The organism is Algibacter lectus, from assembly GCF_900112395.1.
GTDB classification, from domain to species: Bacteria; Bacteroidota; Bacteroidia; order Flavobacteriales; family Flavobacteriaceae; genus Algibacter; species Algibacter lectus.
Genome location: NZ_FOLN01000007.1, coordinates 172,521 through 188,411 on the forward strand (window position 1 = coordinate 172,521; position 15,891 = coordinate 188,411).

General features: G+C 33.0%; 10 protein-coding genes, 1 tRNA gene and 1 pseudogene. 9 read left to right on the forward strand and 3 right to left on the reverse strand.

Annotated elements, in window-relative coordinates:
- Window positions 1-47: 47 nt before the first annotated feature.
- Window positions 48-1,094, forward strand: a complete 1,047-nt coding sequence (locus tag BM246_RS13535) for an NAD(P)/FAD-dependent oxidoreductase (protein ID WP_074938614.1) — start codon at window positions 48-50, stop codon at window positions 1,092-1,094.
- A 186-nt stretch (window positions 1,095-1,280) separates the two neighbouring features.
- On the opposite strand, the gene BM246_RS13540 is transcribed toward BM246_RS13535, so the two are convergent.
- Window positions 1,281-1,664 (reverse strand): DUF983 domain-containing protein, encoded by a 384-nt coding sequence (locus tag BM246_RS13540; RefSeq protein ID WP_042498041.1) that lies wholly within the window; start codon window positions 1,662-1,664, stop codon window positions 1,281-1,283.
- An 85-nt stretch (window positions 1,665-1,749) separates the two neighbouring features.
- Between BM246_RS13540 and abc-f the strand changes: the two genes are divergently transcribed.
- The 8 genes from abc-f (at window position 1,750) to BM246_RS13580 (ending at window position 12,848) form a co-directional block, all read left to right on the forward strand.
- Window positions 1,750-3,654, forward strand: coding sequence for a ribosomal protection-like ABC-F family protein (gene abc-f, locus BM246_RS13545; protein WP_042506425.1), 1,905 nt, complete (start codon window positions 1,750-1,752; stop codon window positions 3,652-3,654).
- A 183-nt stretch (window positions 3,655-3,837) separates the two neighbouring features.
- The gene (locus tag BM246_RS13550) at window positions 3,838-4,968 is read left to right on the forward strand and encodes an efflux RND transporter periplasmic adaptor subunit (RefSeq protein WP_074938616.1); all 1,131 of its coding nucleotides are present in this window, start codon (window positions 3,838-3,840) and stop codon (window positions 4,966-4,968) included.
- Window positions 4,968-8,165, forward strand: a complete 3,198-nt coding sequence (locus BM246_RS13555; RefSeq protein WP_074938618.1) for an efflux RND transporter permease subunit — start codon at window positions 4,968-4,970, stop codon at window positions 8,163-8,165. Before BM246_RS13550 ends, BM246_RS13555 begins: the two co-directional genes overlap by 1 nt.
- Window positions 8,155-9,471 (forward strand): TolC family protein, encoded by a 1,317-nt coding sequence (locus tag BM246_RS13560; RefSeq protein WP_074938620.1) that lies wholly within the window; start codon window positions 8,155-8,157, stop codon window positions 9,469-9,471. Before BM246_RS13555 ends, BM246_RS13560 begins: the two co-directional genes overlap by 11 nt.
- A 155-nt stretch (window positions 9,472-9,626) precedes the next feature.
- The gene (locus tag BM246_RS13565) at window positions 9,627-10,451 is read left to right on the forward strand and encodes a Two component regulator three Y domain protein (RefSeq protein ID WP_074938622.1); all 825 of its coding nucleotides are present in this window, start codon (window positions 9,627-9,629) and stop codon (window positions 10,449-10,451) included.
- 278 nt (window positions 10,452-10,729) lie between these two features.
- A tRNA-Met gene (locus BM246_RS13570) sits at window positions 10,730-10,802 on the forward strand.
- A 125-nt stretch (window positions 10,803-10,927) separates the two neighbouring features.
- Window positions 10,928-12,163: a tyrosine-type recombinase/integrase gene (locus tag BM246_RS13575; protein WP_231961860.1), complete on the forward strand. Its 1,236-nt coding sequence runs from the start codon at window positions 10,928-10,930 to the stop codon at window positions 12,161-12,163.
- Window positions 12,164-12,167: 4 nt separating this feature from the next.
- Window positions 12,168-12,848 (forward strand): hypothetical protein, encoded by a 681-nt coding sequence (locus BM246_RS13580; protein WP_139221896.1) that lies wholly within the window; start codon window positions 12,168-12,170, stop codon window positions 12,846-12,848.
- 168 nt (window positions 12,849-13,016) lie between these two features.
- On the opposite strand, the pseudogene BM246_RS19780 reads toward BM246_RS13580, so the two are convergent.
- Both BM246_RS19780 and BM246_RS13600 read right to left on the reverse strand, forming a co-directional pair.
- Window positions 13,017-13,730: pseudogene (locus BM246_RS19780) on the reverse strand (transposase).
- Between the two features lie 94 nt (window positions 13,731-13,824).
- Window positions 13,825-15,891 carry a glycoside hydrolase domain-containing protein gene (locus BM246_RS13600; protein ID WP_074938634.1) on the reverse strand — a complete coding sequence of 689 codons (2,067 nt, stop codon included), beginning with the start codon at window positions 15,889-15,891 and terminating at the stop codon, window positions 13,825-13,827.

The window sequence follows — 15,891 nt, forward strand, 5'->3', positions numbered from 1 at the left end:
GCGTTTTTTTGTTAAATAAAGTGTGTAAATATTTATCTTCGCAAGACATGAAAGTAGATTATATTATTGTTGGAATTGGCTTAGCCGGTATTAGTTTTTGTGAGCAATTAAAGGCTTGTAACAAGAGTTTTGTTGTGTTTGATAATGCATCACAACAATCGTCTACCGTGGCAGGCGGATTGTATAATCCGGTTGTTTTAAAGCGGTTTACATCGGTTTGGAAAAGTGAAGAGCAGATTGATTTAGCTTTAAACGTCTATGAAAACATAGAGGAACGACTTAGCGTTAAGTTAGATTATAAAATACCTGTTTACAGGAAGTTTGCCTCTTTAGAAGAACAGAACGATTGGTTTACAGCATCGGACAAACCGAGATTAGCTCAATATCTGTCTACTAAATTGGTTAAGAACACAAATGAAGCTATTAATGCTCCGTTTAGTTTTGGTGAAGTTTTAACCACCGGTAGAGTAGATGTAAAAACTTTAATTGAAACCTATAAAATAGATTTGCTTAAAGGTGGTCTTTTAATTGAAAGTGATTTTGATTATGATGTTTTAGATTTAGAAAGTGATAATGCTATTGTAAGCTACAAACACATTGAGACGAAGCATATTGTGTTTGCTGAAGGTTTTGGAGTTACCAAAAATCCATTTTTTAAGCATTTACCTATGGTACCAACCAAAGGTGAGTTACTAACTATTTTGGCGCCTAATTTGAATATGGAGGTTGTATTGAAGGCTGGTGTGTTTTTAATTCCGTTAGGGGACGATTTATACACTGTTGGTGCTACTTACGATTGGCATGATACTACACATGATGTAACAGATAAGGCTAAAAAAGAACTTTTAGATAAGTTAGAAAAGGTGATTAATTGTGATTTCACTGTGGTGAATCAAGTTGCTGGAATTAGGCCAACAGTCAAAGATAGACGTCCTTTAATAGGGAAACATAATGATTATGAAAATCTGTATGTGCTAAACGGTTTAGGAACACGTGGCGTAATGATTGGGCCTTATGTTGCGAAAGCGCTTTATGAGTTTATTGAATTTGGTACGCCTTTAGATTCTGAAATTGATATTATTCGTTTTAAGTAAATGATTCTTTTGATTGTAGTTTAGCTATATATTTAGCAGATTGATTTACGTTAGGGATTGAACGGTTTGTTTAAGCTCCCCGACGTTAGGAGGGAGCGAGTAGTGAAAGCCCGACCTTTTGCAATTTAGAGAGGTTGTTTTAACCTTGCTAAATTGCAAAAGGTAACGCCCAAAATAAAATTAACTTTATTTTTTTGCCAATTTTTTGTCGTAACTCATAAAAAGATTGATCCAAATATTTCTAGAAATCCGCATAATTACCGGCATAAAGCCAATAAGTGTTGCAATAATGGCGATAAATATTCCATTTAATGTGGCATCGAAAACTAAACTACTAATTACAAAGGCGGCAACGGCAAAAGCTATACCAACTCCGTAACTCACGTACATAGCGCCATAAAAAAACGATGGTTCTATCTTGTATTTTGTACCACAATTGCTGCATTTTTCGTGCATACTTAAGGTTTCGGTAAGCACATATGGGTTTTTGTTGGTGTACATAGATTCTTCTTGACATTTAGGACAAGTTCCTGTGAAAATACTATATACTTTTGAGCCTTTTTTAAACATATTATTTGTGTATTTTTGCAAGCGCAATTACAAAGCAAAAATAAGATTTTTAAAACTAAAACTTTGTAATAAAAGTTACATTTCTATGATGAACATTCATAACTTATCGGTTTCCTTTCAAGGCGAATACTTGTTTGAAGATATTACATTTAAACTTGGAAACGGCGATAGAATAGGCCTTATTGGAAAAAATGGGGCAGGAAAATCGACCATGCTTAAAATTTTATCGAAAGAGATGGAGCCTGATACAGGGCAAATTGCTGCAGATAAAGAATTAAAGATTGGGTTTTTAAAACAGGATATCGATTTTATTTTAGGTCGTACCGTTTTAGAAGAAGCTTACGAGGCCTTTGTTGAGATTAAGGAATTGGAAGCCAAAATGGAAGAGGTTAACACCCAAATGGCCGAACGAACTGATTATGAGAGTGAAGGTTACCACCAATTAATGGTCGATATTAATGATTTACAACATCAATACGATATTTTAGGAGGTTATAATTACCAAGGTGATACTGAAAAGATTTTACAAGGTTTAGGTTTTAAACGTGAAGATTTTGGCAAACTTACCGATACTTTTTCTGGTGGGTGGCGTATGCGTATAGAGTTGGCTAAATTATTATTACAAAATAATGACATCTTGCTACTCGATGAGCCTACCAATCACTTGGATATTGAATCTATTATTTGGTTAGAAAGCTTTTTAAGAAACTACACCGGTGCGGTAGCTATTGTATCTCACGATAAGATGTTTTTGGATAATGTTACTAATAGAACTATTGAAATTTCTTTAGGAAGAATATACGATTATCCTAAACCGTATTCTAAGTTTTTAGTATTACGTGAGGAATTGAGAACACAACAATTGGCTTCTCAAAAAAATCAGCAAAAACAAATTGAGCAAACCGAGAAGCTTATTGAGAAGTTTAGAGCGAAAGCATCTAAGGCTACCATGGCGCAATCGCTTATTAAAAAGCTTGATAAAATTGATAGAATTGAAGTTGATGAGGATGATAACAGTGTAATGACCCTTAATTTTCCGGTATCTATTACGCCAGGGAAGGTAGTTGTTGAAACTAATAAAATCTCCAAAAAATATGGTGACAATCAAGTTTTAAGTGCTATTGATTTGCTTATTGAACGTGATACTAAAACTGCTTTTGTTGGCCAGAACGGACAAGGTAAATCCACACTTGCCAAAATAATGGTAGGTGATATTAAGCATGAAGGTGAATTAAAATTGGGACATAATGTGCAGATTGGATATTTTGCTCAAAACCAAGCCGAGTATTTAGATGGTAACAAAACCGTTTTAGATACTATGATTGATGCTGCAAATGAAACTAACCGAAGTAAGGTTCGTGATATTTTAGGGTCGTTTTTGTTTAGAGGAGACGAGGCTGAAAAATATGTGCGTGTACTTTCGGGTGGTGAGCGTAACCGTTTGGCGTTAGCAAAATTAATGTTGCAACCGTTTAACGTGCTAATAATGGATGAGCCTACCAATCACTTAGATATTAAATCTAAAAATGTATTGAAGGAGGCTTTAAAGCGCTTTGAAGGTACGTTAATATTAGTATCCCATGATCGTGATTTTCTGCAAGGTTTAACACATACGGTTTACGAATTTAAAGACCAACAAATAAAGAAATACCTAGGTGATATTGATTATTACTTAGAGAAACGAAATGTTGATAGTTTACGTGAGGTTGAAAAACGTACGGTGATTAAGGAAGTTCCGAAGGAAAAAAATCAACAATCTTACGAAGACCAGAAGAAAATAAAATCATTAAATAATAAATTAAGCAACATTGAGTCTAAAATTAGTGATATGGAGCGCAAGATTAAAAAGATAGACGCTGAGCTTGAGATTAATTATGAAGAGGTTTCATCTAAACCAAATTTCTTTGATGATTATCAAAAAATGAAATCTGATTTGCAAAACTTTATGCAAAAATGGGAAGATATTCAACTGGAAATTGAAAAGTTTTAATTGAAAAGCTTGAATTACTTACTAAAATTTAAATTTATATAAGTAATTAACGTTAATATTTAGATATATTTAAAATTTTAACGGAAACTGCCAATGTGTAGTTTCCGTTTTTTTTATGTTTTTTTTAACTTTTCGGGATGAGTTATTGGGTAATTTTGGCAACTTACCACCAAAACCATTATCATGCGAAATTATATACTTTCCGGCATAGGAATTTTATTCATAGGGTTTTCCATCTTTTTTGCTAAAAAGCTCATTGACGAAAAGAACAAACCTAAACCTATAAAGGAGAAAGTAGTAAAAACTGTACTTACTGATACTGTTGTAAATAGCACAATTCAAATTGTAATTCCTGCAAACGGAAGTTTGATTGCTAAGCGTCGTGTAGAAATATATTCTGAAGTTGAAGGGATTTTTAAACCTTCTAATATTCTTTTTAAACCAGGACAAGAATACCGAAAGGGACAAACGCTTATACGTGTAGATGCTTCAGAATATTACTCAAGTGTTCAATCTGCAAAAAGTAATTTATATAACGACATTGCGGCAATAATGCCAGATTTACGTTTAGATTTTACAGATGTTTTCCCGAAATGGCAAAAGTATCTTTCTAGTTTCGACTTGAATAAAACAACACCGGAGTTACCAAAAATGACTTCTGATAAAGAAAACTATTTTATTACCGGTCGTGGTATTGTATCTAGTTATTACAATGTTAAAAATCTAGAGCAGCGATTATCTAAATATAATATTCATGCTCCTTTTTCAGGTATTTTAACTGAAGCCTTAGTAACGGAAGGTTCTTTGGTGAGAGGCGGACAGAAATTGGGTGAATTTATAGATCCTTCTGTTTACGAAATGGAAGTAGCCTTAAGTAAAAGTTATGCTAGCATGCTTAAAGTTGGCGAAACGGTAAAACTGACTAATTTAGATAAAACTGAAACTTACACAGGCCATGTATCTAGGGTAAACGGTAGCGTAGATGCTACTACCCAAACCATTACGGCTTATATAGATGTTAAGGATAATACTTTAAAAGAAGGCTTATATCTTGAAGCGCAATTAGATGCTAGAGACGAGGAGAATGCTATTGAAATCGATAGAGGATTATTATCAGAAAGTAACGAGATTTTTATTGTTAGAGATAGTTTGCTCGATGTAATGCCTGCTAAACCTGTTTATTTTTCTGAAACAAAAGTGGTTTTAAAGGAAGTGCCAAATGGTACCGTAATTCTTAAAAAGGCTGTGCCCGGTGCTTATGCCGGAATGCTTGTTAAGCCTTTTAAAACAACAGATAAAACGGACGATAAATAATGAGAAAGTTAATTACTTATTTTATTAAGTATCACGTTGCTGTAAATGTGTTCATTTTGGCATTTGTATTGTTTGGTACTATCGGGATCTTGTCGCTTAAGTCGTCGTTTTTCCCTTTAACCGATTCTAAAATAGTTACCATAAGTGTTGCTTACCCTGGAGCATCTCCGCAAGAAATAGAAGAAGGAGTTGTTTTAAAAATAGAAGATAATCTAAAAGGATTACGCGGCGTAGATAGAGTAACATCGGTTTCTAGAGAAAACAGTGGTACCATTACTGTTGAAATTGAAACGGGTGAAAATATAGATTTTATGCTTTTGGAAGTTAAGAACGCGGTAGATCGTGTTCCTTCTTTTCCAACAGGTATGGAACCTTTAATTGTTGCCAAGCAAGAAGAAGTTCGCCAAACTATTACATTCGCTTTAAGCGGAGATAAGATTCCGTTGGTTACTCTAAAACAATTAGGTCGCCAAGTTGAAAACGATTTAAGAGCTATTGAAGGTATTTCGCAAATTGAAGTATCTGGCTATCCGGAAGAAGAGATTGAAATAGCAATAAACGAAGCTAGTTTATTGGCTTATGATATTAGTTTTGAAGATGTTTCTAAAGCGGTTAGTACTTCTAATATATTAGTTACAGGTGGAAATATAAAAACAGACACCGAAGAATATTTAATTCGTGCAACCAATAGGTCTTATTACGGAAAAGAACTTTCTAATATTATTATAAAAGCCACTAATAATGGTAAAACTGTTCGTTTAAGTGATGTTGCTATAATTAGAGATCGTTTTTCTGAAACTCCAAATGCTACTTATTTTAATGGAGAATTGGCTGTAAATATAACGGTAACAAGTACAAATAGTGAAGATTTAATTAGTTCTGCGGAAAAAATTAAAACCTATATAGAAGGATACAATCAAAGTCATAATAACGTTAAAATTTCGATTGTTAGAGATTTATCTATCACACTTAACCAAAGAACACAGCTATTAACAGAGAACGCTATTGTTGGGATGATTTTGGTGTTGATCTTCCTATCCTTATTCTTAAATACGCGTTTAGCCTTTTGGGTGGCCTTTGGATTACCTATTTCATTTTTAGGGATGTTTATTTTTGCAGCACAATTTGATGTCACTATAAATGTATTATCCCTTTTCGGGATGATTATCGTTATCGGTATTTTGGTGGATGATGGTATTGTTATTGCTGAAAATATATATCAGCATTACGAAAAAGGTAAAACACCAATTCAAGCAGCAATCGATGGTACTATGGAAGTTATTCCGCCGGTAGTTTCTGCAATAATTACTACATTGTTGGCATTCTCGTTATTCCTCTTTTTAGATAGTAGAATTGGGGAGTTTTTCAGTGAAGTATCTGTAATTGTAATATTAACTCTAGTTGTTTCTTTAGTTGAAGCATTAATTATTTTACCAGCGCATTTAGCACATTCTAAAGCTCTTAGGAAACCGGTAGAAGAGGAAAACCCTTCTAAGATGAAACAGTTTTTCTCTAAAATGCGTATTATTAATAAGCTAGGAGATCGCTTTATGGTATTCTTGCGTGATAAGCTTTATAGTCCGTCTCTAGATTTTGTTTTAAAATATAAAATGCTATCGTTAAGTTTCTTTATTGGGTTTTTAATACTCACTATTGGTGCTATTGGTGGAGGTGTAATAGGTGTAACCTTATTTCCATCTGTTGCTAGTGATAGAGTTTCAGTAGAATTAGATATGCCTAACGGGACCAATGTAAGGGTTACAGACTCTATTATTTCAATGATTCAGGAAAAGGCTTATTTAGTTAATAAAGAGTTATCTGATAAATACTTAAAAGGCACAGGGAAAGAGTTGTTTGAAAATACAATTTTGTCTTTGTCAAGTTCTTCTAGTGCGCAATTACAAATAAACATGTTACCTGGAGAAGAGCGACCGAATGAAATAAATTCCAGCTTAGTAACTAATAAACTACGGGAAGCCGTTGGACCTGTAATTGGAACAGAGCGTTTAATTTTTGGTTCTGGTGGTAATTTTGGTGGTAGCCCAGTATCTGTTTCTTTATTAAGTAATAATATTGAAGAGCTAAAAGCAGCCAAACTCGAATTGAAAGAGGTTTTAAAAACCAATCCGTTATTAAAAGATGTCGAGGATAATGATCCGGCCGGAATAAAGGAAATTCAATTGGAATTAAAAGAAAGCGCGTATTTACTTGGTTTAGATTTACAAACAGTCATGTCTCAGGTACGTTCTGGTTTTTTTGGAACTCAAGCACAGCGTTTTCAACGTGGACAAGATGAAATAAAGGTTTGGGTGCGTTACGATTTATCTAACCGGAAGTCTATAAATAATCTAGACGATATGCGTATTATGACCCCTTCAGGAGAGCGTGTTACTTTAAAAGATATCGCAACATATACTATTGCCAGAGGAGATGTGGCAATAAATCATTTAGAAGGTCAGCGAGAAATAAAAGTATCGGCAGATTTAAAAGACCCTAGTTCTAGTGCTACAGATATTATAGATGATATTAAACTGAATGTTATTCCAGAAATTCAGTCTAGATATCCAACAATTTCAACATCTTATGAAGGTCAGAATAGAGAAGCTGTAAAGTTATCTCGATCGTTAAAAGCAGCGGGAATTCCAATTCTGTTACTTATTTATATCACAATAGCGTTTACCTTCAGAAGTTATAGTCAACCTATTTTACTTATATTATTAGTGCCTTTTAGTTTAACAGCAGTGGCTTGGGGGCATTGGATGTTAGATTTTCCTGTAAATATATTATCGCTTTTAGGTATTATCGCTTTAATAGGTATTATGGTGAATGATGGTTTGGTGCTTATAGGTAAATTCAATTCTAATTTAAAGGAAGGCATGGCTTTCGATATGGCACTTTCTGATGCCGGAAAATCTAGGTTTAGAGCAATTTTCTTAACTTCTGTAACCACTGTAGCTGGTTTGGCACCTTTATTACTAGAAAAAAGTAGACAAGCACAATTTTTAAAACCTATGGCAATTTCAATTTCTTTCGGTATTGCTTATGCAACTATTTTAACCTTATTAGTGTTACCATTATTTTTAGCGTTTAGTAATAATATTAAAAAGAGCTCTAAGTGGTTGGTAACAGGAGAAGAAGTAACAAAAGAAGAAGTAGAACGCGCCATTAAAGAACAAAAAGAAGAGCATGAACATTAAAATTGTCTTTTTTAGTATAGTATTCCTTTTGCAAGCTCCAATGTTTGCTCAAGAGTTAATAACGCCAGAAAAAGCGGTAAGCTTGGCTTTAGAGAATAATTATGGGATAAAAATCGCTAAAACCGATGTGGAAATAGCCGAAAATAATGCCGATATTTTAAACTCTGGATATTTACCAACCTTAACAGGTAATGCTGGAGCCAATTATAACCTAGATGATACTGAGGTAGGCTTTTCCGATGGAACAAATAGAGTTTTGAATGGAGCAGAAAGTTCTAGTTATAATGCATCTGTGGATTTAGATTATACGTTGTTTGATGGTTTGGGGAGATCTTACGATTATAAACAATTTAAGGAAACAAAGCAGTTAACAGAGTTGCAAGCACGCGAAACTATTGAAAACACGATAGTAGAATTGTTTACAATATATTATAATGTAGCAGAACTTATTGAAAATAAAGATGCTGTTGCACAAACATTAGCTATCTCTAAAGATAGATTAATACGTGCGCAATATCAATTTGATTATGGTCAAGCTAATAAACTAGCTAGTCTTAATGCAGAAGTCGATATTAATAATGATAGTATTAGTTTAATGAACACCTTACAAGAACTTAATAATGCAAAGCGTGATTTAAATTTTGTTTTAGGTAATACCATACCCTATGATTTTACTATTGATACAGAAGTTGCTTTTGATAATTTATACGATAGAAGTGAGCTTTTAGCGAAGACAAGAAATAATAATATCTATATTCTTCAGGTTGATAAGAATATAAATATTAATGCTTTAGAAATAAAATCGGAAACTTCTGCGTACCTACCAACAGTTGGTTTATCCGGGAGTTATGGATGGAATAAAAACAATAACAATGCAGCTTCTTTTGCTGCGTACTCCATTAATACAGGACTTTCTGCTGGATTAAGTTTAAGTTGGAATTTATTTGATGGTGGAAGTACTATTACAAATGTGAGAAATGCTAAGGTAAATTTAGAAGCTCAAAAAATACTTAAAGAGCAACTATTAGTATCTATAGTAAGAGATTTTAATAATGCTTGGGATGACTATGAGAATAAGCTAAGTGTTTACAGGCTGCAGGAGCATAATATTAAAACGGCTCAGAATAATTTTGATAGAACTGAAGAACAATTTAAATTAGGTCAGATAAATTCTATAGAGTTTAGACAAGCACAAATCAACTTGTTAAATGCAGAATTAAGTCGTAATCAGGCTAAATATTTAGCAAAAATAGCCGAAATGCAAATGTTACAGATAAGTGGTGATTTGTTAAATATAGAGTTTTAGATTACGTTTTATGAAGCAAAATACACTTTGTCGATAAATAGTGTATTTTATCGATGGTTAAATGTTAAAATTTATTGTATTTGAGCGAATAAAATAGTTGTTCGTCTTGTTTAAGTCTATTTTTGTAGGAGAATAAACAACCTAATACAATTCACATGAAAAATTTAAGCTACATTTTAATCTTCTGTTTAGTAACAAGTTATTCATTTGCTAGTATATCGAAAGTACAGAAAAATGCTTTAGTCGCTCTATACAATGCAACAAATGGAGATCAATGGAATACTTCATGGAATTTAGAAGCAGACGTAGAGTCTTGGTTTGGACTTACTATCGAAAACAATAAGATAGTAGAAATTAATCTTCAATTTAATAACTTAAAAGGTGAGTTACCTAATGAATTAGGAGACTTAACCGATTTAAGAAAACTTAATTTAGGATTTAACCAACTTTCTGGTGAAATACCTACTTCAATTTCAAACTTAACCGAGTTAACAGCTTTAGAATTGTTTATGAATAAACTAGTGGGACAAATTCCTTCAGGTATTGGGCAATTAAAGAATATTGAATACATTAAACTTTATAGTAATCAATTAACTGGAGATATTCCTGAATCTATAATGGGACTTTCTCAATTAAAAGAACTTTTATTAAGTAGTAATTATTTAACAGGAACAATATCTCCAAATATCCATGCTTTAGAAAACTTAGAAAAATTAGGTTTAATGGATAATAAAATGAGCGGAGAAATTCCAGTAGAATTAGCTGAACTTCATAATCTTGAAGAATTAATGTTATCTTCAAATAGTTTTTCTGGTAATCTACCAATAGAGTTTATTAGTCTTACTAAATTAAATACATTAATGGTGAGCGATAATAACTTAAACCAAGAATATATTACAGTATCAGGTAATACGCCACAAAACTTATCTAATATGGTGTTGCAAAGTGCTACTGCAATCATGGATATTGAAAAAGAATAGTATATTAAAGTGTTGTTATAACTAGTATTTAAATAGTAGCTTGAAAAGGCTGCTATTTTTTTTGCCAAATTTGAAGTGAAAAAGAGATTATTCAATGTGTTTTAAAAAAATATTTAAATGGAATACTCAGGTAATGAGTTGTTTAAAAATTATTGTGAATTTTTAAGTAAAAAATGCTTGTAATATCTAAAAAGGATTGTATATTTGCAGTCGGAAATAATTTGATTGGTATTATGAGCCAAGAGTTAAAAGCTAAGTAAATTATTTCTAGATTATATCGCGGGATAGAGCAGTAGGTAGCTCGTCGGGCTCATAACCCGAAGGTCACTGGTTCGAGTCCAGTTCCCGCTACTAAGTAGAATTGCTTTAAAACAGACGGTTTAGTTCACACTAAGCCGTTTTTTTTTATGTCTAATTTGAACAGAATCCTTACATTTGAACACGAAAGTGAACACGATTTAGAACACAGTCTCCCATTGAAGAATTTATTTTCCGCACCAAAAATTTATAATGCCAAAGGTGATTTGAGCAAACGTTGGTATGTGTATTTTTCATATCGCAATCCTAAAACAGGGAAATTACAACGAATGCAGAACGTCTACGGTAAAGCGAATAAATATACCACTAAGGAAGATCGACTTTTTGTATTAACTGTATATAAGCGAAGCTTACTAAAACTCCTAAAAGAAGGATTTAATCCTTTTGAAGATAATACAGCCTTACTAGCTAAACGAAACGCAAAAGTTAAACGATCTAATGCAAAACCATCTTCAGAAGTTGATACAGAGAAAGACCAGGAAACAAGTGTACCTACAATGTCTATAAAGGAAGCTTTTAACTTTGGATTAAAACTGAAAGAAAAATTACTAAGTAAAACGACGAAACGAGCCTATGAGAATAGGATCAAGAATTTTATAAAGTGGGTTGAAGATGTGCATCCAGAAATACACACGATCGACAAGGTCGATAGAAAGCTTGTTACCCAGTTTTTAAACCATGTACTTGACAATACAAGCGCACGTAATCGCAACAATTTTAGAGTAGATTTAAGTAGCTTAATACAGGTTTTGGAAGATAATGATATCGTGGCAACGAATTTCGTGAAACGTATTCCAGTATTAAAAAGCATACCACAGCGTAATAAAACCTATAGTAAGGAAAAGCAAGAAGAAATATATAAATACTTAGAAAAGGAAGACACCTTGTTATTGCTGTATATTAAATTTATCTCCTATAATTTTTTGAGACCAATCGAAGTTTGCCGATTAAAGGTTGGAGATATCGATCTAAAAAATAAAGTAATTAAGTTTAAAGCCAAAAACAGTCCTCTAAAAACAAAGATTATTCCTGATTTACTAATCAACGATTTACCCGATCTCTCTACGATGAATAAATCACTGTGTTTATTTACTCCAGATCAAATAGGAGGAAAGTGGGAAACCGATGTAGATAATAAACGAGATTACTTTTCTAAGCGTTTTAAAAAAGTAGTTAAAGACCCTTTTGGACTCGGGAAAGACTATGGCCTATATAGTTTTAGGCACACTTATATTACAAAACTATACCGCGCATTGGTAAAAGGATCTTCACCATTTGAAGCAAAAAGTAAACTTATGTTAATCACGGGGCATTCATCGATGTCCGCTCTTCAAAAATATCTTAGAGATATTGATGCGGAGTTACCCGAAGATTATTCAGAACACATAAAATAGAGGTATGGAATTAGACAAATTATTTACCGAGCTATGGAAAAACCTTTATAAACCTTTTGTGTTTTATATCCCATTACGATTGATGCCTGATTTAAAGCATAATGAGGTCTTAAATACGGTTATCTTTATAGACAGTAAAGGATTTGATAGCGAATTAAAAGAAGCGCCTTCTCATCACTATATATTGAGTAAAGCGATGATTTTAAATGATAACATATTTAAGCTTATCGATCAAAGTGAGCGCTTACCAAAACAGCAATTTGAGTTTTTTTTAGAGAAGTATTTAGAACATGTCAATTTTGTATTGTACGCATCAAATTGGATGAAAAATCATGTAGAAATAGATATTTCTGATTTAAAGGAAGAAACCAAAAAATCATTTAAATCACAGACGGAGATATTTTTACAACATGTAAAAGATTTAGAATCACATATTGTACTGCCAAAAAAAATAATAGAAAATCAAGAAGTTGATGTTTCAAGATTTATTAAAAGCGATTTATCAGATATAAAGAATGCTCTAAATATTAAATTGGATTTAGAAGCACCGAAAACTTCTTTAAAAAAGGATGAACCAACTTCAATAAAAATTAAAAAGAAATTACCTTTAATATGTGAAGAGGTAGCGGAAGACTTTCTTTTAGAAACGGTTTTTCATATTAGAAAAGAATGCACAACAAAATGATAGAGTAATCAAATATGAATAAAAAGGTTTTTTGTTCTTTTTTGAGGTGTTTATAGGTTTCTTTGTGGTGTTTTGGGGTGTAAAGAGGTGTGGTTTGTTCTTATAGTGTGGTGTTTTGTGGTGGACTTGCAATAAAAAAGAGGACAATTAATTGCGAGATTTAAGCTGCTACATTTCTAATTCAAATTCGTTAATAGTTTTATACCCTAAAGTAGAGTGTATTCTTCTTTTATTGTACCAAGTTTCAATCCAACTAAAGACTGACAATTCAGCTTGTGACCTATAATTGTATTTGTGTTTATACACCCATTCTGTTTTTAAGTTTTTAAAGAAGTATTCTCCTAGAGGATTGTCCCAACAGTTACCTTTCCTGCTCATAGATTGAATTATTAAGCCTTCATAACTTTTAAAACTATCTTTAAAAATACTGGTAATTAATTCTGATTATATAACCAAAGTTTTGAAACCTTAGCCTTCAACCAACTATCATAGCCACTAGTGCTAACTTTTAAAACTTTACACATCTTCTCGACTGTAAACTTAAATTTCAATTGCCGCTCTTGGAGAAGATGCTCACCACCTTTTTTAATATCTCATGTTCTTCTGAAATATCTTTTAACTGTTTCTTTAATAGCGCTATTTCTTTTTGTTCGTCGCTCAATTTTGGCTTTCCTCGACCTGGAAAACTATTCTTACCATAATCTTGTGATTCTTTTCGCCACGGTGTAATACTGAATATGGAATGTCCAATTCTTCACATACTTGTTTAGTGTTGCCTCGGGCATAACTTAATTCTACGGCCTTTTTCTTAAAGGACGAAATGTAATTTCTGTACTGCTTTTCACGATTCAAAGTTAATTTATGTAACTCAAAATCTCGCATCTTTATCTCCAGTCTAATATAGTAACTCCAAGTTTTAAGTACAGGTTTTTTTAGCTGTATTACATGCAATACATACGTTATGATAGATTATCAGTTAATGGAATTTGGAAATCCATTGATTTTTAATTCCCCATTCTAAATTTGGTTTTAAGGATGTTTCTATTTCTAAAAAGCCTCCATTTAAAAGTTCTTTATGAGTAAGCCAATTACGTTCTAATGTCTTTCCATTAAACATAACAGATTTTACATAGAAATGGTCTTTATTATAATTCTCTACCGAGATGTTTAATACCTTGTTGTTTGGAAATCTAATGGAAATAGACTTAAAAATAGGAGCCGTAAGGTAATAAATGGGATCCCCAATATTGGCCGGAGAAAGTCCTAAACTACGCATAACAAACCAAGAGGACATGGTGCCAGAATCATCATCCATAGTTCGTAAATAAGCTTTGGGTTTGTTGTTGTAAATTCTACCTATAAACGGATCGACACCTTTACTGTTATTATTGAAATAATTTTGGACTACAGTGTCTAGCATGATATTTCTGTATAATTTTTGAGATTTCCAGGGTTCATTCGATGCATTGTACATGCCTGGAACTTGTAAATCGGGTTGATTAGCATGATTGTAACTGTTGCTGTTAAAAAAATGATCTAATTGATTTGTGAAAGCGTCTTCACCTCCTGTCAACTCTTTTAAGCCCTTTACATCAAAAGGAACAAACCAACGGTATTGTAGTATGGTTCCTTGGTATAGCCCCCTGGCTTGCATAACATCTACATCTGGTTTTGAAAGATCAGCAAAGTCTTTTTTCCAATAGGCTTTGTATTCTAAAGCTTTGTTTTTATACATGTTGCTTAACGCTATATCTCCAGTAGCTTTCATTAATTCGCTTATCGCCCAATTATCATATGAGGATTCTAGAGCTTTGTCTGGCGCTTTATAATCTAGTCCATTGGCTTCGGCTATTAAAGAATCTTTTATAGATTTTAAATCCAGTTTATAGCCTTTTTTATAAGCGTCTAATAATACAATAGAGGCATGCTCCGTTCTCACGGTAGGAGAGGGCTCGTGCATAGTGCCCCAATTATTTTTACCGTATTTGTACAGGTTTGCAATAGATTTTGAGATATCTGAAAATTCTTCCGAATAAAACAAAGAGAGCATAGGCAGTTGCTCACGGTAATTATCCCAAATAGCCCACCCGTTATAAATATTGTGATTGGATTTTTGAACAGATCCATCTATGGCCGCGTAAGTGCCATCGTTTTCAGAAATTAAATAGGGCGCTTGTAATCCACGATATAAAAGCGAATAAAAAAGGGCGGTTCTGTCTGCTTCACCGGTAACATTTATAGTACTTAATAGCTTTTGCCACTCGGCTTCAGTTTCTTTTTTTAATGCTGAAATAGATATGGCTTCTAATTTTTCTTTCGCATATTTAGTATTTACAGATGAAAAACCTAAACGTACTTCCATTGGTGCGTTTATATGTTTTCGCTCTGCCATAAAGATATGGTCTGCCGTGTTTTTTAAAGTCGACATATTCTCTATTTCTAAAGCATAGTAAATTCTATACACACCTTTACTACAAGTGGTTTGAGTGTCAATCCAACCCGTAATTATATGGCCGTTTATGCTATGCGATTCAGCTACAAATCTATCGTCGAAAGCAAAAGATAAGTCTATTTTTAGGCCACTTTTAGTGTTTGGAAAACTGTAATTTTGAATACCAAAATTATGTTTTACACTCATTTGGGCTTGAATACCGTTTTTAAATGCTACGGAATAAAAACCAGGTTTTGCATGTTCTTTTTCCTTTATAAGAGGCGTCTTTTTTTCATCGTTTAAATAAGGTGAAATTAGAATATTTCCCCCGCTTCCTGTGCAGCCAACACCTTCTATTCTAGTGGTTGTAAATCCTAAAAATTCTTTAGCATAATGGTCGTATCCAGCATGAATGTGTGGCGTGGTTTGTGGCCCCATACTCATCATATTAAATGGTGAAGATGCGGATGGCGACATTTGTCCGTGATCTCCAGAGGTGCCCAAAAAGACATTTACAAGCTCCACTGGTTTTTTATCTGAATTGACTTGAGCTTTACACAATTGAAAGCTTAGTAAGCACACCAAAAATATAATAAAATTATGTTTTTTCAT

Bases quoted from the DNA above. Each gene is read 5' to 3' on its own strand.
- BM246_RS13580 (WP_139221896.1), top strand. From the start codon at position 12,168: ATGGAATTAGACAAATTATTTACCGAGCTATGGAAAAACCTTTATAAA.
- BM246_RS13565 (WP_074938622.1), top strand. From the start codon at position 9,627: ATGAAAAATTTAAGCTACATTTTAATCTTCTGTTTAGTAACAAGTTAT.
- BM246_RS13550 (WP_074938616.1), top strand. From the start codon at position 3,838: ATGCGAAATTATATACTTTCCGGCATAGGAATTTTATTCATAGGGTTT.
- BM246_RS13600 (WP_074938634.1), bottom strand. From the start codon at position 15,891: ATGAAAAAACATAATTTTATTATATTTTTGGTGTGCTTACTAAGCTTT.
- BM246_RS13560 (WP_074938620.1), top strand. From the start codon at position 8,155: ATGAACATTAAAATTGTCTTTTTTAGTATAGTATTCCTTTTGCAAGCT.
- BM246_RS13535 (WP_074938614.1), top strand. From the start codon at position 48: ATGAAAGTAGATTATATTATTGTTGGAATTGGCTTAGCCGGTATTAGT.
- BM246_RS13540 (WP_042498041.1), bottom strand. From the start codon at position 1,664: ATGTTTAAAAAAGGCTCAAAAGTATATAGTATTTTCACAGGAACTTGT.
- BM246_RS13555 (WP_074938618.1), top strand. From the start codon at position 4,968: ATGAGAAAGTTAATTACTTATTTTATTAAGTATCACGTTGCTGTAAAT.
- abc-f (WP_042506425.1), top strand. From the start codon at position 1,750: ATGATGAACATTCATAACTTATCGGTTTCCTTTCAAGGCGAATACTTG.